We start from the raw sequence: 19,352 nt of genomic DNA on the forward strand, positions 1-19,352 counted from the left end.
TCTGTCAGCTGACACATACGTCGACTGACGCAACGCCTTCGCGAGCAAGCCCGCTCCCACATTCGATTTGCGGCAGTTTCCACACCTTATTGCTGCCTCTCAAGCCTTCGGGCAAACTGCCCGCCGTTCGATTCCGACCTGGGAAATACTCATGCACGCCATCATGCTCAAAGCCAAGCTGCATCGCGCCGAAGTCACCCACGCTGTACTCGATTACGAAGGCTCCTGCGCCATCGATGGTGAATGGCTGGACCTGTCCGGCATTCGTGAGTACGAGCAGATCCAGATCTACAACGTCGACAACGGCGAGCGCTTCACCACCTATGCCATCCGTGGCGAAGAAGGTTCGCGCATGATTTCGGTCAACGGCGCCGCCGCGCACAAGGCCAAGGTTGGCGATCGCGTGATCATCTGCGCTTACGCTCATTACAGCGAAGCCGAACTGCTCAACTTCAAGCCGCGCATGCTCTACATGGCACCGGGTAATGAACTGAGCCACACCAGCAACGCCATTCCGGTCCAGGTCGCCTGATCCGATCCCTGTCTCTTCCGTTTGTCGGACCATTCCTAACTTCGATGTTAAAAAAGTACCGGAAACAGGTCAGACAAAGTCAAGACAGATCATTGCGCGGGGTTTACTGTAGTCGCCCTGCGCCATGAAATCGTGTCGACGCAGTTGACCGGAACGCCCACCCACAGCGCTCCGGGATTTTTAGTGTTCAAAAGGCCGTTCAAGTAATAAGGAAACCCGCAGCGATGGCGTATTACCGCACTCCTCACGACGTTACCGCTCTGCCTGCCTGGCAAGCGCTGAATGACCACCGCCAAGCCATGCAGGATTTCAGCATGCGCGAAGCTTTCAATGCCGATCCGCAGCGTTTTACTCAATTCACCCTCAGCAGCTGCGGCCTGTTTCTCGACTATTCGAAAAACCTGATCAACGCCGAGACCCGCAATCTGCTGGTGGGCCTGGCCAACGAAGTCGACCTCAAGGGCGCGATCAAGTCGCTGTTCGATGGCGAAATCGTCAACTCTTCCGAAGGTCGTCCGGCCCTGCACACGGCCCTGCGCCGCCCGGTCGGCGACAAGCTGTCGGTCAATGGCGTCAACGTGATGCCCGAAGTGCACAAGGTGCTGAACCAGATCACCGACCTCGTCGGCCGTATCCACGACGGTCTGTGGCGCGGCTACACCGAAAAGCCGATCACCGACGTGGTGAACATCGGCATCGGCGGCTCCTTCCTCGGCCCGGAGCTGGTGTCCGAAGCCTTGCTGTCCTACGCCCAGAAAGGCGTGCGTTGCCATTACCTGGCGAACATCGACGGCAGCGAATTCCACGAACTGGCCATGAAGCTGCGCGCCGAGACCACGCTGTTCATCGTCTCGTCGAAATCCTTCAACACCCTTGAAACCCTGAAGAACGCCCAGGCCGCCCGTGCCTGGTACCTGGCCCAGGGTGGTTCGGAAGCCGAGCTGTATCGCCACTTCATCGCGGTTTCGAGCAACAACGCCGCCGCCGTGGCGTTCGGCATCCGCGAAGAAAACATTTTCCCGATGTGGGACTGGGTCGGCGGGCGCTACTCGCTGTGGTCGGCCATCGGTTTGCCGATTGCCCTGGCCATCGGCATGTCGAACTTCAAGGAGTTGCTGTCCGGTGCCTACACCATGGACCAGCACTTCCAGACCGCGCCGTTCGAACAGAACATGCCGGTGCTGCTGGCCTTGCTCGGCGTGTGGTACGGCAACTTCTGGGGCGCGCAAAGCCACGCGATCCTGCCGTACGATCACTACCTGCGCAACATCACCAAGCACCTGCAACAGCTGGACATGGAATCCAACGGCAAGAGCGTGCGCCAGGACGGCAAGCCCGTGTCCACCGACACCGGGCCGGTGATCTGGGGCGGTGTCGGCTGCAACGGTCAGCACGCCTACCACCAGTTGCTGCACCAGGGCACCCAACTGATCCCGGCTGACTTCATCGTGCCGATCGTCAGCTTCAACCCGGTGTCCGACCACCACCAGTGGCTGTACGCCAACTGCCTGTCGCAGAGCCAGGCGCTGATGCTCGGCAAGACCCTTGGCGAGGCCGAAACCGAACTGCGCGACAAAGGCATGAGTGACGCCGAAGTGCAAAAACTCGCGCCACACAAGGTGATCCCGGGCAACCGTCCGAGCAACACCCTGGTGGTCGAGCGCATCAGCCCGCGTCGCCTCGGCGCTCTGGTGGCGATGTACGAGCACAAAGTCTTCGTGCAAAGCGTGATCTGGGGCATCAATGCTTTCGACCAGTGGGGTGTTGAGCTGGGCAAAGAGCTGGGCAAAGGCGTCTACAACCGCCTGGTCGGCAGCGAAGAAACCCCGGCCGAGGACGCCTCGACCCAAGGGCTGATCAATTACTTCCGTGGTCGTCACCGCGGGTGATCGGCTGAAGGGGCGGTTAGCCCGCCCCTTCAAACGGCACCGGGTTTACTGCAAAAACGGTGGCGTGCACTATCACTGTAGGAGCTGCCGAAGGCTGCGATCTTTTGATCTTCAAAGCAACGTCAAAAGATCGCAGCCTTCGGCAGCTCCTACGAGGGTCGCACAGCTCCCCTCTTGAACCCTTTGACCTCTCGGCGCATCTTTATCTTTGTCGCAAAACAAGAATAAGGAACCGTCATGTTCGATATCAGCACGTTCCCCAAAGCCGATGCCGTCCGCCGGGCCGCGCAATTGAGTCAAGACGACTATCAGCGCCTGTACCGCCAATCCATCGAACACCCCAGCACCTTCTGGGCCGAACAGGCCACGCGTTTTCTCGACTGGAGCGCCCCCTGGGAAACCGTCCAGCGCTACAACCTGAAAACCGGTGAAGCCACCTGGTTTGCCGGCGCGCAGTTGAACGTCAGCTATAACTGCATCGACCGGCACCTGGAGAAGCGCGGCGATCAGGTCGCCATCATCTGGGAAGGCGACGACCCTGCCGACTCGACATCGATCACCTACAAAAAACTGCATGAAAACGTCTGTCGCCTGGCCAACGTGCTGAAAAGCCGTGGCGTGAAAAAAGGCGACCGTGTGTGCATCTATATGCCGATGATTCCCGAGGCGGCCTACGCCATGCTGGCCTGTACCCGCATCGGCGCGGTGCACTCGGTGGTGTTCGGCGGTTTCTCCCCGGACTCGTTGCGCGACCGCATTCTCGACGCCGACTGCCGCACCGTGATCACTGCCGATGAAGGTGTGCGCGGCGGCAAGGTCGTGCCACTCAAGCAGAACGTCGACAAGGCGCTGCAAAGCTGCCCGGACGTGAGCACCGTGCTGGTGGTCGAGCGCAGCAAGGGGTCGGCGAACCGGGTCGAAGGACGAGACATCAAGTACCAGCAGGCACTGAGCGAAGCCAGCGCCGATTGCCCGCCCGAGCCGATGGACGCCGAAGACCCGCTGTTCATCCTCTACACCTCCGGCAGCACCGGCAAACCCAAAGGCGTGCTGCACACCACCGGCGGTTACCTGCTGCAAGCAGCGATGACCTTCAAGTACGTGCTGGACTACCGCGACGGCGAAGTCTTCTGGTGCACCGCCGACGTCGGCTGGGTCACTGGCCACAGTTACATCGTCTACGGCCCGCTGGCCAACGGCGCGACCACGCTGATCTTCGAAGGCGTGCCGAACTACCCGAGCACCTCGCGCTTCTGGCAGGTGATCGACAAGCACAAGGTGAACATTTTCTACACCGCCCCGACGGCCCTGCGCGCACTGATGCGCGAAGGCCCGGAACCGTTGAAGCAAACATCCCGCGCCAGCGTCAGGCTACTCGGCACGGTCGGCGAGCCGATCAACCCGGAAGCCTGGGAATGGTATTTCCATGAGGTCGGCCAAGAGCGTTGCCCGATCGTCGATACCTGGTGGCAGACCGAAACCGGCGGCATCATGCTCAGCCCGCTGGTCAGTGCCCAGCGGATCAAGCCCGGTTGTGCGACACAACCGATGTTCGGCGTGCAACCGGTGCTGCTCGACGAGCAAGGCAAGGAAATCAAGGGCGCCGGCAGCGGCGTACTGGCCATAAAATCCAGCTGGCCGGCGCAGATCCGCAGTGTCTATCGCGACCCGCAACGCATGGTCGACACCTACTTCAAACCCTACCCCGGCTACTACTTCACCGGTGACGGCGCACGGCGCGATGAAGATGGCGACTACTGGATCACCGGGCGCATCGACGATGTGATCAACGTGTCCGGCCACCGTATCGGCACCGCCGAAGTGGAAAGCGCCCTGGTGCTGCACGAGAGCATCGCCGAAGCCGCTGCGGTCGGATATCCCCACGACATCAAGGGCCAGGGCATCTATGTCTTCGTCACGCCCATGAACGGCGTCGAAACCAACGATGAACTGAAGAAGCAATTGCTGGCCCTGGTCAGCAAGGAAATCGGCAGTTTCGCCAAACCGGACTTGATCCAGTGGGCCCCGGCCTTGCCGAAAACCCGCTCAGGCAAGATCATGCGGCGCATCCTGCGCAAGATCGCCTGCAATGAACTGGACAGTCTGGGTGATACTTCGACCCTGGCAGACCCGAGCGTGGTGCAAGGGCTGATCGACAAGCGCTTGAACCAGTAACCTACAGGCGCGGCCAGTGGCCGCGCCCTCCTCCTTCATCACTGAGTGGCCATGGAATTCATCCGCACCCGCATCGAAACCCAGATCATGAGCCTGACCGGTTTGTCTTTGGGCAAACTCGACCTGGAAAACCCCAAGGGCGACCCCGGGCTGTTCGGGCCGGACTCGGTGAGCTGGCAAGTCCATGGCGATTTCAGCAGCATGCTGATCGGTGGCATCAGCGCCCTGATGCTGCAGGCCCTGCACCCGCTGGCATTGGCCGGGGTCTGGGACCATTCGAACTTTCGTGAAGACATGCTCGGCCGGCTGCGCCGCACCGGGCAGTTCATCTCCGGCACCACCTTCGGTTCTCGACAGGATGCCGACTGGCTGATCGAAAAAGTCCGCACCATTCACCTGCAAGTGACCGGCACGGCACCGGATGGGCGCTCTTACGCAGCCAGCGATCCTGATCTGCTGACCTGGGTGCACGTCGCGGAAGTGAGCAACTTCCTCGCCGCGCATTTGCGCTATCGCAATCCACATTTGTCCCTCGCGGATCAGGATCGTTATTACGCCGAGATTGCCTTGGTTGCCGAACGTCTTGGGGCGCGTGATGTGCCCCGTTCACGGCAGGAAATTTCCGATTACCTTGAGCGCGTTCGCCCGCAATTGTTGTGCGATGAACGCAGTCGCGAAGTGCTGCGCCTGCTATTGAACGCCCCCGCCCCCAGCCGTCTGGCCAAGCCCTTCGGCGGCCTGATGATGCAGGCCGGGATCGACCTGCTGCCGGACTGGGCCAGCGACATGCTCGGCGTCAGCCAGAACCCGCTGCAACGCAAGCTGATCCGCGCCAGTGTCAATCGCAGTGCGCCGATGCTGCGCTGGGCGGTGCGTAACGGGTCAGTGCAGCGGGCTAAACGGCGGATGGGGATTACTTAGAAAGAACAAAGATCAAAAGCTTCGCGAGCAAGTCGGTCCCGCGCCAAAACTGTTAAACTCCCGCGCCCAATTCCCTCCTGCAAGGCGCCCAGCATGTCTTCCTTGAATCAGGCGCTGCGCGCCGCCCTCGATCAACGCCAGGACCTGCTCGCCGAACTGCACCAGCAAGGTACCGATTGCTATCGCCTGTTCCACGGCAGCCAGGAAGGCGCCGGTGGCCTGACCATCGACCGCTACGGCCCACAATTGCTGGTGCAAAGTTTCCACCAGGCGTTGGAGCGCGAGACGCTGCTGCAACTGCACGAAGCGATCAATCAATACCTGGGTTTTGAAACCCTGCTGGTCTACAACGACCGCTCCCGTGGTAACTCGCGCATCGATCGCGAAGACATCGTCTACCGCGCCGACGAAGCCGCCCTGCAAGACTTGGTCGGCCACGAGTGGGGCCTGAAGTATCGGGTGCGAGGGCGCCATGCCGGACAGGACCCGCTGCTGTTCCTCGACCTGCGCAACACCCGCGGCTGGGTCAAGGATCACAGCAAGAACAAAAGCGTGCTGAACCTGTTCGCCTACACCTGTGGTGTCGGCCTCAGTGCTGCCGCCGGTGGCGCGCGCGAGGTGTGCAACCTGGACTTCGCCGAAGGCAACCTGGCGGTCGGTCGGGAGAACGGCCAACTCAACCCGCAGTTGCCGACCATGGAATTTATCCAGTCCGACTACTTCCCGGCCATTCGCCAACTGGCCGGGCTGCCGATCAGCCAGCGCCGCGGGCAAAAGCTGCCGAGCTATCAGCGCCTGGAACAGCGCCAGTACGATCTGGTGCTGCTGGACCCTCCAGCCTGGGCCAAGAGCGCGTTCGGCACCGTCGACCTGCTGCGCGACTACCAAAGCCTGCTCAAACCCGCCTTGTTGACCACCGCCGACAACGGCGTGCTGATCTGCTGCAACAACCTGGCAAAAGTCAGCATGGACGACTGGCGCGAACAGGTTTTGCGTTGCGCGGAAAAGGCCGGACGGCCGGTGCGTGAATGGACCATGATGAAGCCAGGCGCCGATTTTCCGTCGTTGGATCAACAGCCACCGCTGAAAACCCTGATTCTTCAGCTCTGACCGTCCTCGGAGAAATCTGAAATTTCCTGAACAGGCCGATCACTTCGGAACCGGAAACGCATGCCATACTCCAAGGCTCTCCGATTCAGACAGATGAAGCCGCACATGTACAAAGGATTGATTCGCGCCATTGGCGCCTTGTTGACTGCTCTGGCCCTCTACAGCTTGCTGGGTTTTCTGATTTTACCGGGTGTCGCGTTGCGCGTTGCCAACCAGCAACTGGCCAGCTACGCCACTACACCCGCGACCATCCAGCGGATCGAATTCAATCCGTTCAGCCTTGAACTGACCCTTTGGGGCTTGAACATCGGCGAACCCGGCAAGGAGCAGGTCGGTTTCGAGCGCCTGTACGCCAATCTGCAATTCGACAGCCTGTGGACCAAGGCGGTGCACCTGTCTGATGTCGAGCTGACCAAGCCCAAGACCGAAATCCTGTTCAGCAAGGACGGCAAACTCAACCTGCTCGGGCTGTTCAAGCTACCAGAGAGCGAACCCACGCCGGCCGACCCTGATGCCAAGCCGTTTCCGCTGCGCATCGAGCGGATCAAACTGGCGGGCGGCGCCGTACACTTTGAAGATGCCCGGCCCAGCGAACCCATCGAGTTTCTCTACGACACACTCGATTTCGAGCTGAAGAACCTCAGCACCCTGCCCGATGACAGCGCCGACATGACCCTGGTGGCCGTCGGCCCCAATGGCGGACAGATCGACTGGACCGGCAACTTCAGCCTGATCCCGATCGCCTCCGAAGGTAAGCTGAAAATCACTGATGGCAAGATGAAAGCCTTTTGGCCCTATGTGCGCGATGCCGTGCCACTGGATCTCGAAAACGGCGTCATGAGCATCAGCACCGACTACAAACTCAACCTGACCAAGGAAACCGAGCTGCTGCTAAGCAATGTAGCGGTCAGCATCGCCCCCTTCGCGATCAAGGCGCCGGATGGCCGACCGCTGGTAAAGCTTGAGCGCCTGGACGTCAGCGAAACCACCGTGGACCTGGCCAAACAGCAAGTGGTGGTCGGCAAGATCCGCAGCCACAAACTGGAAACCTGGGCCGCGCTGGAATCGGACGGCCAACTCGACTGGCAGAAACTGTTCGCCAGCCAACCGTCAAAACCCACCGCCAAAGCCAAGGCAGATGCCGAACCGACCAGCACTCCGGCGGCGGCAGACTCACCGAAACCTGAACCGGCCGCCCCAGACAAACCCTGGCAGGTGCTGCTCAAGGATGTGCAACTGCGCGACTACCAGGTGCATCTGGCGGACCGCAAGGCACAACCCGCCGTCGCCCTGGAACTGGCTCCGCTGAACCTTGACCTGCAAAACTTCGACAGCCTCAACGGTTCACCCTTTACCCTCAAGCTCGATACCGGCGTGGGCAAGCAAGGCAGGATCACGGCCGACGGCGAGGTCAACCTGGCCCCGGTCAGCGCCAGACTGAAGGTCCAGACCAAGGACATCGACCTGCGGGTTGCCCAGTCCTACATCACGCCGTTCATTCGCCTGGAACTGCGCAGCGGCATGCTCGGCAGTGATCTGGCGGTCGACCTGAAAAGCACCGAGCCCCTGGCGTTCAACGTCACCGGCCGCGCCCAGGTCGATCAGCTCCATACCCTGGACACCCTGAAAACCCGCGACTTCCTCAAGTGGCAACAGGTCGTGGTCGAAGGCCTGAACTATCAGCATGGGGACAGCCTGTCGATCGACAAGATCAACCTGTTCCAGCCCTATGCGCGCTTCATGATCAACGATGATCGCACCACCAATATCGATGACCTGCTGATTCCGCAACCGGCGGACTCCGCGGCAAAACCGGCGGCCAGCAAACCGGCCAGCAAAGAAAAACCCTTGGGCATCCACATCGGCGGCATTTTCATCAATGACGGTTCGGCCAACTTCGCCGACTTCAGCCTGACCCCGAACTTCGCCACCGCCATCCAGCAACTCAACGGGCAGATCGGCACCATCGACAGCCGCCAGCCGAAACCGGCCAGTGTCGACGTCAAGGGCAAGGTCGATCGCTACGCGCCGGTGACCATCAAGGGCTCGGTCAATCCGTTTGACCCGATGGCCAGCCTCGACATCGCCACCAGCTTCAAACGCGTGGAGCTGACCACGCTGACGCCCTACTCCGGCAAGTTCGCCGGCTACCGTATCCGCAAGGGCCGGCTCAATCTCGACCTGCACTACCAGATCACCAAGGGTCAGCTCAAAGCTGAAAACAAAGTGGTGGTCGAACAACTGGAACTGGGTGAAAAAGTCGACAGCCCGGATGCCGTGAGCCTGCCGCTGAAACTGGCCGTTGCCTTGCTCAAGGACGTCGATGGCAAGATCTCCATCGAACTGCCGGTCACCGGCGACCTGAACAACCCTCAGTTCAGTGTCATGCCGATTATCTGGCAGACCTTGCGCAACCTGGTCGTCAAGGCCGCGGCAGCGCCGTTCAAACTGATTGGCGGGCTGGTCAACGGTGGTGGCTCGGAAGACCTGGGCAGCGTTTCATTTGCAGCGGGTTCCAGCGAATTGGGCAAGGACGCCGAAGGCGCCCTGGACAAACTGTCCAAGGCGCTCAAGGAGCGTCCGGCCCTGCGCCTGGAAATCGAAGGCACCGCCGCCCAGAGCAGCGATGGCCCGCTGATCGCCGAACAACGCCTGGAACGTGAATACCAGTACAACTACTACAAAATGCTCCAGCGCCGCGGTGACAAGGTCCCGGCCCAGGCTTCGTTGCTGGAAGTGCCGGACGGGGAAAAAGGCCCGCTGCTCGAAGGTATCTACCGCACCCGCCTGAAAACCCAGCCCCCCGCCGAATGGAAGGATCTGGGCAAGGAAGAGCGCACCGCGAAAATGCGTGCCGAGGTGATCAAGTTCTGGAGCTCCAGCGACGTGCTGTTGCGTCAACTGGGCCAGGAACGCGCCAGCAGCATCAAGGATTACCTGGTCGACAAGGCCCAGTTGGAAGATGACCGGGTGTACTTCATCGACGCCAATCTGGGCGAAGCGCAAAGCGACGGCCGCGTGGTGACGCCGATGCATCTGGATGCCGAGTGATGAATCGGCGGCTGGAGTCTGCTCGCGATGGCGACCAAACAGTCGACATCGATGTCGCCTGAAAGTCTGCCATCGTCGGAACGCCGCCCGGAGCAAGCTCGCTCCCACAATTGATTTTCAGCGCCACACATAGAACAGGCCCCGGCAAAAATGCACGGGGCCTGTGACGGCCACATCCTTATGGCCTTTCGCATGAACTCTCAGGTTGCAACAGGCGTATGACTCTGCCCGTCTGTCGCGCCTTCTCCCGGTCCAGGCGAGAAGTCTTGCCTTACTCGGCTTTGAGGCCGTCAGCGGAGACCGCCTTGACGCCTTTGATTTTCTTGGTGATGGCCACAGCCATTTCTTTTTGCGAATCGGTCACGGCGGTGGTCGACGACAGCGATACCACGCCTTTGTTGGTTTCAACCTTGATATCGCTACCTGGAATGCCTTTTTCGGTCATCAGGTCAGCTTTGACTTTGGTGGTGATCCAGGTATCGGAAGTAGCTTCTTTCGCTTCGGTCATTTCACCGGCAGCCAGCACCATTGGCGACTGGGTTGCCTGGGTGGTTTGAGCAAACGCGGCGTTGGCCATGGTCAGGGTCAGCGCGGTAGCAGCAGCGGCAGTGATAGCGAACTTCTTCATACGAGTAACTCCTGTTTTTCGGAAAGTCTGCCGGGTGTCTTGCCGGCAGGGTTACCTGGGATATTGCGAACGCTATGCCAACTTTGAAACAAAGAACAAAGCTTTATAAATCAACAAGTTATAAAATCAGCCAAATTTCGAAATCATGCAAAATGCACGAGAAGCACAAACTCTGCATGCAAGTTGCGGGTTTATGGAAAGTTCCTAAGATGCTGAAATTTCTGAGCTTTATCTGCAGCATTTAACGACAGGTCGACAAACAGGAAAAACCCCGCAAAAGCGGGGACTTGATTCAGCACTTCATGCCGCAGACCCGGAACAACCTTTAGGCAAGTAGTCCTCGGAAACGCTGCTCTTGCATGACCAACCTTTGGTTTCGTCCCGTGTCAGGGTAACGGTTTTGTCCTGGACCACCCCCGGGGCATTGCGCAACGTACAAACGATTGATCCCGCTCCCGCCTGCGTTGTAGCCGTCACAGACAGGGCGCAGTGGTTGGTCGATGCCTTGCCAGCGGGTGCCACGTTGGCAATTGTCGGGGTTTCCCCCTGGTTGATCACATCCTCGAACGGCACCTTCATTGCAGTCAGCTCGGCCAGTGCCGCCGTGACCTTGGCCCGGGCCTGGTACTTGGAATACATCGGCAGGCCCAGTGTTGCCAGGATCCCGATGATCGCCACCACGACGAGCAACTCGATCAGGGTAAAACCTTTCTGATTGTTCATGTACAAGCTCCATGCATGAGTCGAAGGCTCATGACCTGCCCCATGGCAGCACAGCCTGTGCCAAGGCCAGAAGCCCCTGTTGGCAGGGGCTTGGTGGCCCGCAAAGCCCTTACCTACTACCAGGATCAGCACTATCTGACGTTTTTTGTCACCTCACCGAGTGGGTTTGGCCCCGTCCCTTGACTAGGCTATAAGAGCAGTTCAATCGGAATACCCAGGACTGAACATGGCGGTCAAGGCAGCGAAAATCAGCGTGTATGCATGGGAAGGCATCGACCGCAAAGGCACAAAAGTGACCGGCGAACTCAGCGCTCAAAACCCGGCGCTGATCAAGGCGAAACTGCGCAAGCAAGGCATCAGTCCCGGCAAGGTGCGCAAGAAAAACCCTTCGGTTTTCGACATGGGCAAGCGCATCAAGGCCCAGGACATTGCCCTGTTCACCCGGCAAATGGCGACGATGATGAAGGCCGGCGTGCCGTTGTTGCAGTCGTTCGACATCATCGGCGAAGGCTTCGACAATCCGGCCATGCGCAAGCTGGTGGACGAACTGAAACAGGAAGTTGCGGCAGGCAGCAGTTTCGCCGCCGCCCTGCGCAAGAAGCCCCGGTATTTCGATGAGCTGTATTGCAACCTGGTGGATGCCGGCGAGCAGGCCGGTGCCCTCGATACCCTTTTGGAGCGGGTCGCAACCTACAAGGAAAAAAGCGAAAGCCTCAAGGCCAGGATCAGAAAAGCCATGACCTACCCGCTGGTGGTGGTGTTCGTCGCGGCGATTGTCACCGGGATTCTGCTGGTCAATGTCGTGCCGCAGTTCGAATCCGTGTTCAAAGGCTTTGGCGCCGAACTGCCGGCCTTCACCGTGATGGTCATTGGCCTGTCGCAATTCATGCAGGCCTGGTGGTGGGTGGTCCTTGGCGCGCTGGTCACAACGGCCTTCGGCGTGCGCCACGCCCTCAGGACATCCCCGGCCTTCCGTGACCGGATGGACACCTGGCTGCTGAAACTGCCGCTGGTGGGCACCCTGATGCACAAGTCCGCCGTGGCCCGGTTCGCCCGTACACTGTCGACCACTTTCGCTGCCGGCGTGCCGCTGGTGGAGGCCCTGGAATCAGTGGCCGGTGCGACCGGCAATGTCGTGTTCAAGCACGCGGTATTGCGCATCCGGCAGGACATCTCGACCGGCATGCAATTGCACTTCGCCATGCGCACCTGCGGCGTCTTTCCGAACATGGCGATACAAATGACTGCAATCGGCGAAGAGTCCGGCACCCTGGACGCTATGCTCGACAAAGTCGCGGGGTTCTACGAAGACAACGTCGATAACATGGTCGATAACCTCACCAGTCTGATGGAGCCGTTCATCATGGTGGTGCTGGGTGTTATCGTCGGTGGACTGGTAGTTGCCATGTACCTGCCGATCTTCCAACTTGGCTCAGCGATCTGACATGCCCTTGAATGAAATCCTGATTCACTCTGCGCTGGCCTTTGTCGTTCTCGCAGGCATCACCGGTCTGCTGGTCGGCAGTTTTCTCAATGTCGTGATTTGGCGCCTGCCGAAAATGCTCGAACGCGACTGGCGCGAGCAGGCCCATGACATTCTCGGCCTGCCTGGCGAAACGCCACTGCCGACTTACAACCTGTTGCTGCCCCACTCCCAGTGCCCGCACTGCGGTCACCGCATCCGCGCCTGGGAAAACATCCCGCTGCTCAGTTATTTGTTTTTACGCGGCCGCTGCTCAGCCTGTGCGGCAGCGATCAGCCCGCGCTATCCGTTGACCGAACTGGCCTGCGGTCTGTTGTCGGCGTTTGTGGCCTGGCACTTTGGCTTCGGTTGGCCAGCCGCCCTGGTGCTGATCCTGAGCTGGGGGTTGCTGGCGATGAGCCTGATCGACGCCGAACATCAGATATTGCCGGACGTACTGGTGCTGCCGTTGATATGGCTGGGGTTGATCGTCAACAGCTTCGGCCTGTTCGTGTCGTTGCACGAGGCGCTTTGGGGGGCGATTGCCGGCTACGGCCTGCTGTGGTCGGTGTTCTGGCTGTTCAAGCTGGTCACAGGCAAGGACGGCATGGGCTACGGCGATTTCAAGCTGCTGGCGATGCTGGGCGCCTGGGGTGGCTGGCAGATTTTGCCCCTGACCATCCTGCTGTCCTCGCTGGTGGGTGCCATTATCGGGCTGATACTGCTGCGCTGGCGCAACGCAAAAACCTCGACGCCGATCCCTTTCGGCCCCTATCTGGCCATTGCCGGCTGGATTGCGTTGCTCTGGGGTGGTCAAATAACCGACCTCTATTGGCAGTTTGTCGGTTTGAAATGAATAGCCCTGTGGAAAAACCCTGGATTCTCGGCCTGACCGGCGGCATCGGCAGCGGCAAAAGCGCGGCCGCCCAACACTTCATCGACCTGGGCGTGCATGTGGTCGACGCCGATCATGCCGCTCGCTGGGTAGTGGAACCCGGCCGCCCGGCACTGGCACAAATCGCCGAACACTTCGGCCCCGGCGTGTTGCAGGCCGACGGGCAACTGGACCGCGCGGCGCTACGCAAATTGATCTTCGAAGTGCCTGAAGAGCGCCGCTGGCTGGAGGCCCTCCTGCATCCGCTGATCGGCGAGGAAATCGCTCACCACCTGGCGCTGGCAAAATCGCCTTATGCGATTCTGGTTTCGCCGCTGCTGATCGAGTCCGGACAATACGCCATGACCCAACGGGTGCTGGTGATCGATGCCCCCGAACAATTGCAGATCGAACGCACCCTGCAACGTGACCAGACCAGCGAGCAGCAAGTCCAGGCGATCCTCAAGGCCCAGTCCAGCCGCCAGGATCGCGTGAGCCATGCAGACGACGTCGTGGTCAATGACCGCGACCTTGCCTGGCTGCACAGCGAGGTCGAACGCCTGCATCACTTTTATCTATCTTTGCGTGGAGGCCAGTCATGAGCCAACCAACAACCGTCGAATGCCCAACCTGTGGCGCCCCCGTGGAATGGACCGCCGAAAGCAAGTTCCGGCCATTCTGCTCCGACCGCTGCAAACTGATCGACCTGGGTGCCTGGGCGTCCGAAGAGCACAAGATTCCGGTGGCTCCCGATGCCGAGGACGAGATGTTCAGCGGTGACTTCGACCCGCGTCACTGATCCATCGAATGGGCGATTCCAGGTCTTGATGCGGATCAGGACTTGGGATCGTCGTCCTTCCAGGGAGCCGAGAGGTAACGGGTGCGGTTGAACGTTTCCAGCCACTCCGGGCAGAACACCACCAGCGCACTGACGATCATGCCGTTGATAAACGCTTCGGGGAAAATGATCAGCCACAGGTAACCGACAAAATCCTCAAGCCAGTACGGCATCTCGAAACGCTCGTCGAACCACAGCAACCAAAGCGCCAGCAGCAGGCACAGCAACGCCGACAGCGCCGCCGCAAAAAATCCGGAAACGAAGATATACACGAAGGGATTTCGTGGCTGCGCCCGCTCCACCAGAATGGCGCAGCACTCGGTGACCAGCACCGGCAGCGCAATCAACAGCGCGCCATTGACCCCGACCGCCGCCAGGTCCTGTCGACCGAGCAACACCAACCCCGTTTGTGCAACCAACCCGCCAACCAGCGCCAACGGCCAGTCCAGCAGCAGCGTCACCGCTGTCATGCCGATGAAGTGGTAAGACACGCCGGTATCAAAGTCGCGCCGCACCAGCCACAACAGAAACAGCGCAAACACCGTTCCGAGCAGCAGATGCTGACGACGGCTGTCGGTGAACAGCTCAACCCATGGCGCGCGACAGATCGCCCAGATCAACACCGGCACATAGATCAGCCAGCCGACCGCAAGGGTTTGCGATGACAGCAACTCTGCACCGATCATGGCTACGCGCGCCTCCCAAGCGAAGAACAACAGACTTTCAGTCTACACCGCCACTCGCCCGCCCTTCGACTTCAAGCCCAATGCCGCGGATCGCTCATCACCGCGTCATGTTCGGCGAACAGCTTCGGTAGCTCTGACTTGAGAAAGTCCACCCGGGTGCGGACCTTACCATCGAAAAAACGTCGCGAAGGATAGCGCGATGACTGTTACGTTTTATGTAAGGCTGCATCCCCGGTTCGCCCCTTTATCCGTCGGTGGCAAAGACTAAAATTCAGACATCGAATCCGACACGGAGCATGCCAATATGAAAACGTTGATCAGCCTGTTGCTGACCGTCATCGCCACCTCGGCCATGGCCGCCGACAACGAGCCCCTCGCGGTCCTGTACAACCCGGCGCAGCCACTGGACATCGCCAAGGTGGTTTCGGTGTCCGACACGGCGACTGCGTGCGGGGTTGTACCGGCGACCATGGAATACATTGATCATCAAGGACAGGCCCATCGCGTGACCTACAACGTCATGGGTGATTGCACCAGCAACCTGTGATCGCCAGGCTCACAGCAAGGTCCATGTGTAGCTGAGGATCAAGCGGTTCTCGTCGATATCACTGCGGTAGTTGGAACGTGCCATCGCGTTGCGCACACGGATGCCAAGGCCTTTGAGGCTGCCGCTCTGCAACACATAGCCGATATCCAGGTCACGCTCGCGATCCTTGCCTTCATAGCCCTTGCCGGTATCGACGTTATTGCCGCTGATGTAGCGCACGGTGCTGGTCAGCCCCGGTACGCCGAGCGCCGCGAAGTCGTAGCCGTAGCGCACCTGCCAGGAACGTTCATCGGTGAAGGCGAACTCATAGGTCGGCACTTCGTTGCCCAACGGCGAGATGTTGGCAAACACCCGTGGGAACGCACTGTCACCGAACATGCCCTGATAGCCGACGTAAAACGTATGGCCGCCACGCTTGGCCGACAGCAACGAGAAGAACGCCTGGTTGTCGATGTTACCCAGCAGTTTGTTGCCGTCCTCGCGCGAATCGTAGTAACCGAGGTTGGCGCCGAGGATCCAGTCGCCCACCGGCTCACTGTGCTTTAAACCCAGAAAACGCTGGTTGTAGATATCTTCCAGTTGCCCGTACCAGGCGCTGATCGAGCTGCGCTTGTCGTTGAAGACATAATCAGCGCCGGCAAAATTGAAACCGTCACTGCTGACCTGGCGCTGCGGCACGTGCCCCAGCATTGCTTGCATCTTTTCGTCGCCAGCCTCGTTGCGCAGGCTGGTTGAACTCAAGTGACCACCCTGCAGCGTCAGGCCATTGATCTCGTTGGAGGTGATGCTTGCGCCCTGATAACTGGGTGGCAGCAGACGAATATCACTGAATACCAACACCGGCAGATTGGGTTGCAGCTCACCGACTTTCAGTTCGGTTTTGGAGTAGCGCATCTTCAACGCGCCTTCCAGTCGGCTGTAGTTGTCCGCCGCGCGGCCGTCGCCCTGCACCGGCAGCAAACCGGTATTGGTCCGGTCCGGGGCACTGTCGAGCTTGAGGCCGAGCAAGCCAATGACGTCCACCCCAAACCCGACGGTGCCCTGGGTGTATCCGGACTTCACATTGAGGATGAAACCCTGTGCCCACTCTTCAGCCTTCGATTGCTGGTTGGCGCCGACGATGTCGGAATAGTCGCGACTGAAGTAATAATTGCGCGCCTGCAACGTCGCGGTGGTGTCTTCGATAAAGCCTTTTTCAGCGGCCATCGCACCTGTGGATAAACTCGAGACGACAGCCAGGGACAACGCCGAACCAGTTGTTGGGAGAATCTGTTTCATCGTTTTTCTCTTATTGTTATTGATCGACTGGTTGAAGGACTTCAGTTGCAGTGGATTTGCGACGGGGAAAGGGACGACGGGCGCTCAACAGCACATGGGTGACCATGCCGAAAATCAGCCCCCAGAACGCTGCGGACAAACCGAACAACGACATGCCCGAAGCCGTGACCAGGAATGTCACCAGCGCGGCTTCACGATCGCTCGGTACCGCCATCGCACCCGTTAACGCGCCGGCAATGGCTGCGAACAGGGCCAGCCCGGCCAGCGCCGCGATCAACTCTTTGGGGAACGCTGAAAACAGCGAGACCAGCGTGGCGCCGAAGATCCCCAACAGCAGGTAGCACAGGCCGCCGCCGACCCCGGCCACATAGCGCTTGCGAGGATCCTCGTGGGCTTCGCGACCGGTGCAGATCGCCGCGGTGATCGCCGCCAGATTCAGTCCATGGCAACCGAACGGCGCCAGCAGTGCCGTGCCCAGCGCGCTGCTGGTGATGATCGGGCTCGCCGGCGTCGGATATCCACTGGCGCGCAACACCGCCATGCCGGGCACGAACTGACCGGTCAGCGCCACCATCACCAGCGGCAAGGCGATGTTCAGGATCGCGCCCAGGCTGAATTCAGGCGTGATCCACACCGGCGTGGCCAGGCCGATCACCAGCGCTTCACGATGCAAATCACCGGTGAACGCGGCAATCGAACAGCCCACCAGCAGCACCATCATCACTGCATAACGCGGCATCACACGCTTGCAGATCAGGTACGTGGCAAACATCGCCAGGACCAGCAGCGGCTTGTGTTGCATCGACACGAACAGCCCGGTGCCGAAACTGAACAGGATCCCCGCCAGCATCGCCGCCGCGATGGCGGCGGGCAGCTTGCTGATGATCCGGTCGAAAGCCCCCGAGATGCCGACCACGAAAATGATCAGGCTGCTGACCAGATAAGCCCCCACCGCCTCTGCCATGGAAATGTCCGGCAACAGTGTCACCAGCAACGCCGAACCCGGCGCCGACCAGGCGATGATCACCGGAACGCGGTAGCGCAGGCTCAAACCGATGCCGAGCACGGCGCTGCCGATGGAGATCGCCCAGATCCAGGATGACAACACTTCCCGCGAAAGATGTGCCGCTTCTGCCGCCTGAAAGATGATCACCAACGGGCCAGCGTAGGAAATCACCGTGGCAATGAATCCAGCCACGGCGGCTGACAACGAGAAGTCCTGGAAAAACGCTTTCATGATTCAGGCACCGGTCGCTGACAACGCTGGGTTGACGCCAGCAGCGCTACGTCGGCTGCTGATGGCGAACACGGTCATGGCCAGGGCCGCCACCGCACCGGGCAAGGCAAACGCCATGAAGTTCAGCTGCAGGGGCAGGCTGATCCCGAGCAAGGCGCCACCCAGCAGCGGACCGACGATGGCCCCGTTGCGCCCGATGCCCGAGGCCCAGCCCAGGCCGGTCGAACGAATCGTCATGGAATAGAACTGCGCGGCGCAGGCGTACAAGAGAATCTGCGAGCCAATGGTAGTGGCACCGGCAATGGCGATCAGCAGGTACAACACCGGCATCGGGCTGTTGAAGCCCAACAGGGTGATCGACACCGCCGCCATGGCGAAAAACACCGACAGCACCCGCGGCAGATTGAGCTTGTCCCCCAGCACCCCGCCCCCGACCGCGCCGAAGATCGCCCCGAAGTTCAACACCAGCAGGAACGACAGGCTCGAACCCAGGCTGTAACCGGCGTTGGCCATCAGTTTCGGCAGCCAGGAACTCAGCGCATACACCATCAACAGGCAGCAGAAAAACGCCAGCCACAGCATCAGCGTGCGCAGCGCACGGCCGTCACGGAACAGCTGCAACACCGGGGTGCCCGTGCCTTTCACTTCGGCCATGTGCAATTGGTCAGAGGTTTGTGCGACGTAGGCCGGGTCGATGCGCTGCAGAATGTTGCGTGCGTCTTCATTGCGCCCCTGACGCAACATGAAGCCCACCGATTCGGGCAGGAAGTACATGATCAGCGGCAACAACAGCAGCGGCAGGACCGCCACGTAAAACACCGACTGCCAGCCGAAACGCGGGATCAGCACAATGCCCAGCCCGGCGGACAGCATGCCGCCCACCGAGTAACCGCTGAACATGATCGCAACCAGCGTGCTGCGGATTTTTTTCGGCGCGTACTCGTTCATCAGCGCCACGACGTTAGGCATCACGCCGCCAATGCCGAGCCCGGCAATGAAGCGACACAGGCCGAACTCGGTGGGGTTACGGGCGAAACCATTGAGCACGGTGAAGCCGCTGAAGAGCATCACGCAGATGGTGATGGCTTTCTTGCGGCCGATCCTGTCCGACAGCGGACCGAAGAACAGCGCGCCGAACATCATGCCGAACAGTGCATAACTGCCCAGTGCACCGGCTTGCAGAGGACTGAGCCCCCACTCTTTCATCAGCATCGGCAAGACCACGCCGTAGATCACCAGATCGTAACCGTCGAAGATGATGATCAGGGCACACCAGAACAGCACCATCCAGTGAAAGCGGTTGAAGCGAGCGTTGTCGATAACCTCATGTACGTCGATCTTGCGCATGGCATTTATCTCTTGTTGTTGTTTTTTTAGAGCGGCGGTAACACGGCTTACGTC

17 protein-coding genes are annotated in these 19,352 nt (G+C 60.0%); 11 read left to right on the forward strand and 6 right to left on the reverse strand.

Features of this window, described 5'->3' with window-relative positions; translation table 11 throughout:
• Positions 1–151 precede the first annotated feature (151 nt).
• From panD to ASD95_RS26785, 6 genes are all read left to right on the forward strand, one after another.
• Complete coding sequence (gene panD, locus ASD95_RS26760; protein ID WP_003228271.1) at positions 152–532, forward strand: aspartate 1-decarboxylase; 381 nt, start codon at positions 152–154, stop codon at positions 530–532.
• 224 nt (positions 533–756) lie between these two features.
• The gene (gene pgi / locus ASD95_RS26765) at positions 757–2,421 is read left to right on the forward strand and encodes a glucose-6-phosphate isomerase (RefSeq protein ID WP_056728640.1); all 1,665 of its coding nucleotides are present in this window, start codon (positions 757–759) and stop codon (positions 2,419–2,421) included.
• A 237-nt stretch (positions 2,422–2,658) separates the two neighbouring features.
• The gene (gene acs / locus ASD95_RS26770; RefSeq protein WP_056728642.1) at positions 2,659–4,596 is read left to right on the forward strand and encodes an acetate--CoA ligase; all 1,938 of its coding nucleotides are present in this window, start codon (positions 2,659–2,661) and stop codon (positions 4,594–4,596) included.
• Positions 4,597–4,647: 51 nt separating this feature from the next.
• Entirely contained in the window at positions 4,648–5,517 is an 870-nt protein-coding gene (locus ASD95_RS26775) for an oxygenase MpaB family protein (protein ID WP_056728644.1), read from the forward strand.
• A 93-nt stretch (positions 5,518–5,610) separates the two neighbouring features.
• On the forward strand, positions 5,611–6,627 hold the full coding sequence (locus ASD95_RS26780) for a class I SAM-dependent rRNA methyltransferase (RefSeq protein WP_056728646.1): 1,017 nt from the start codon (positions 5,611–5,613) through the stop codon (positions 6,625–6,627).
• Positions 6,628–6,687: 60 nt separating this feature from the next.
• Positions 6,688–9,678, forward strand: coding sequence for a DUF748 domain-containing protein (locus ASD95_RS26785; RefSeq protein ID WP_056728647.1), 2,991 nt, complete (start codon positions 6,688–6,690; stop codon positions 9,676–9,678).
• Between the two features lie 271 nt (positions 9,679–9,949).
• Here ASD95_RS26785 and ASD95_RS26790 read toward each other — a convergent pair whose 3' ends face one another.
• Positions 9,950–10,306 carry a BON domain-containing protein gene (locus tag ASD95_RS26790; protein WP_056728649.1) on the reverse strand — a complete coding sequence of 119 codons (357 nt, stop codon included), beginning with the start codon at positions 10,304–10,306 and terminating at the stop codon, positions 9,950–9,952.
• A gap of 300 nt (positions 10,307–10,606) precedes the next feature.
• Positions 10,607–11,029 (reverse strand): pilin, encoded by a 423-nt coding sequence (locus ASD95_RS26795; protein WP_056728651.1) that lies wholly within the window; start codon positions 11,027–11,029, stop codon positions 10,607–10,609.
• 226 nt (positions 11,030–11,255) lie between these two features.
• Between ASD95_RS26795 and ASD95_RS26800 the strand changes: the two genes are divergently transcribed.
• Genes ASD95_RS26800 through yacG form a run of 4 tightly spaced genes read left to right on the forward strand, consistent with a single transcriptional unit; the run spans position 11,256 to position 14,164 of the window.
• Entirely contained in the window at positions 11,256–12,473 is a 1,218-nt protein-coding gene (locus ASD95_RS26800) for a type II secretion system F family protein (RefSeq protein WP_056728653.1), read from the forward strand.
• Position 12,474: 1 nt separating this feature from the next.
• Positions 12,475–13,347 carry a prepilin peptidase gene (locus ASD95_RS26805; RefSeq protein WP_056728655.1) on the forward strand — a complete coding sequence of 291 codons (873 nt, stop codon included), beginning with the start codon at positions 12,475–12,477 and terminating at the stop codon, positions 13,345–13,347.
• The gene (coaE, locus tag ASD95_RS26810) at positions 13,344–13,967 is read left to right on the forward strand and encodes a dephospho-CoA kinase (protein WP_046041800.1); all 624 of its coding nucleotides are present in this window, start codon (positions 13,344–13,346) and stop codon (positions 13,965–13,967) included. Before ASD95_RS26805 ends, coaE begins: the two co-directional genes overlap by 4 nt.
• The gene (gene yacG, locus ASD95_RS26815) at positions 13,964–14,164 is read left to right on the forward strand and encodes a DNA gyrase inhibitor YacG (RefSeq protein WP_007970539.1); all 201 of its coding nucleotides are present in this window, start codon (positions 13,964–13,966) and stop codon (positions 14,162–14,164) included. The genes coaE and yacG overlap by 4 nt, the downstream gene beginning before the upstream one ends.
• A gap of 35 nt (positions 14,165–14,199) precedes the next feature.
• On the opposite strand, the gene ASD95_RS26820 is transcribed toward yacG, so the two are convergent.
• On the reverse strand, positions 14,200–14,889 hold the full coding sequence (locus ASD95_RS26820) for an energy-coupling factor ABC transporter permease (RefSeq protein ID WP_056728657.1): 690 nt from the start codon (positions 14,887–14,889) through the stop codon (positions 14,200–14,202).
• 304 nt (positions 14,890–15,193) lie between these two features.
• On the opposite strand from ASD95_RS26820, the gene ASD95_RS26825 reads away from it, so the two are divergent.
• Complete coding sequence (locus ASD95_RS26825) at positions 15,194–15,436, forward strand: DUF2790 domain-containing protein (protein ID WP_056728659.1); 243 nt, start codon at positions 15,194–15,196, stop codon at positions 15,434–15,436.
• A gap of 9 nt (positions 15,437–15,445) precedes the next feature.
• Here ASD95_RS26825 and ASD95_RS26830 read toward each other — a convergent pair whose 3' ends face one another.
• From ASD95_RS26830 to ASD95_RS26840, 3 genes are read right to left on the reverse strand one after another with little or no spacing between them, the layout of a single operon-like run.
• Complete coding sequence (locus ASD95_RS26830) at positions 15,446–16,714, reverse strand: OprD family porin (RefSeq protein WP_056728662.1); 1,269 nt, start codon at positions 16,712–16,714, stop codon at positions 15,446–15,448.
• A gap of 16 nt (positions 16,715–16,730) precedes the next feature.
• Entirely contained in the window at positions 16,731–17,951 is a 1,221-nt protein-coding gene (locus ASD95_RS26835) for a benzoate/H(+) symporter BenE family transporter (RefSeq protein ID WP_056728664.1), read from the reverse strand.
• 3 nt (positions 17,952–17,954) lie between these two features.
• A complete protein-coding gene (locus ASD95_RS26840) occupies positions 17,955–19,298 on the reverse strand; it encodes an aromatic acid/H+ symport family MFS transporter (RefSeq protein ID WP_056728666.1) in 1,344 nt (447 codons plus the stop codon).
• Positions 19,299–19,352 lie beyond the last annotated feature (54 nt).

Origin of the sequence: Pseudomonas sp. Root71, from assembly GCF_001429045.1 — a bacterium.
In the GTDB taxonomy this organism is placed as follows: Bacteria; Pseudomonadota; Gammaproteobacteria; order Pseudomonadales; family Pseudomonadaceae; genus Aquipseudomonas; species Aquipseudomonas monachiensis.

Bases quoted from the DNA above. Each gene is read 5' to 3' on its own strand.
- panD (WP_003228271.1), top strand. From the start codon at position 152: ATGCACGCCATCATGCTCAAAGCCAAGCTGCATCGCGCCGAAGTCACC.
- pgi (WP_056728640.1), top strand. From the start codon at position 757: ATGGCGTATTACCGCACTCCTCACGACGTTACCGCTCTGCCTGCCTGG.
- acs (WP_056728642.1), top strand. From the start codon at position 2,659: ATGTTCGATATCAGCACGTTCCCCAAAGCCGATGCCGTCCGCCGGGCC.
- ASD95_RS26775 (WP_056728644.1), top strand. From the start codon at position 4,648: ATGGAATTCATCCGCACCCGCATCGAAACCCAGATCATGAGCCTGACC.
- ASD95_RS26780 (WP_056728646.1), top strand. From the start codon at position 5,611: ATGTCTTCCTTGAATCAGGCGCTGCGCGCCGCCCTCGATCAACGCCAG.
- ASD95_RS26785 (WP_056728647.1), top strand. From the start codon at position 6,688: ATGCCATACTCCAAGGCTCTCCGATTCAGACAGATGAAGCCGCACATG.
- ASD95_RS26790 (WP_056728649.1), bottom strand. From the start codon at position 10,306: ATGAAGAAGTTCGCTATCACTGCCGCTGCTGCTACCGCGCTGACCCTG.
- ASD95_RS26795 (WP_056728651.1), bottom strand. From the start codon at position 11,029: ATGAACAATCAGAAAGGTTTTACCCTGATCGAGTTGCTCGTCGTGGTG.
- ASD95_RS26800 (WP_056728653.1), top strand. From the start codon at position 11,256: ATGGCGGTCAAGGCAGCGAAAATCAGCGTGTATGCATGGGAAGGCATC.
- ASD95_RS26805 (WP_056728655.1), top strand. From the start codon at position 12,475: ATGCCCTTGAATGAAATCCTGATTCACTCTGCGCTGGCCTTTGTCGTT.
- coaE (WP_046041800.1), top strand. From the start codon at position 13,344: ATGAATAGCCCTGTGGAAAAACCCTGGATTCTCGGCCTGACCGGCGGC.
- yacG (WP_007970539.1), top strand. From the start codon at position 13,964: ATGAGCCAACCAACAACCGTCGAATGCCCAACCTGTGGCGCCCCCGTG.
- ASD95_RS26820 (WP_056728657.1), bottom strand. From the start codon at position 14,889: ATGATCGGTGCAGAGTTGCTGTCATCGCAAACCCTTGCGGTCGGCTGG.
- ASD95_RS26825 (WP_056728659.1), top strand. From the start codon at position 15,194: ATGAAAACGTTGATCAGCCTGTTGCTGACCGTCATCGCCACCTCGGCC.
- ASD95_RS26830 (WP_056728662.1), bottom strand. From the start codon at position 16,714: ATGAAACAGATTCTCCCAACAACTGGTTCGGCGTTGTCCCTGGCTGTC.
- ASD95_RS26835 (WP_056728664.1), bottom strand. From the start codon at position 17,951: ATGAAAGCGTTTTTCCAGGACTTCTCGTTGTCAGCCGCCGTGGCTGGA.
- ASD95_RS26840 (WP_056728666.1), bottom strand. From the start codon at position 19,298: ATGCGCAAGATCGACGTACATGAGGTTATCGACAACGCTCGCTTCAAC.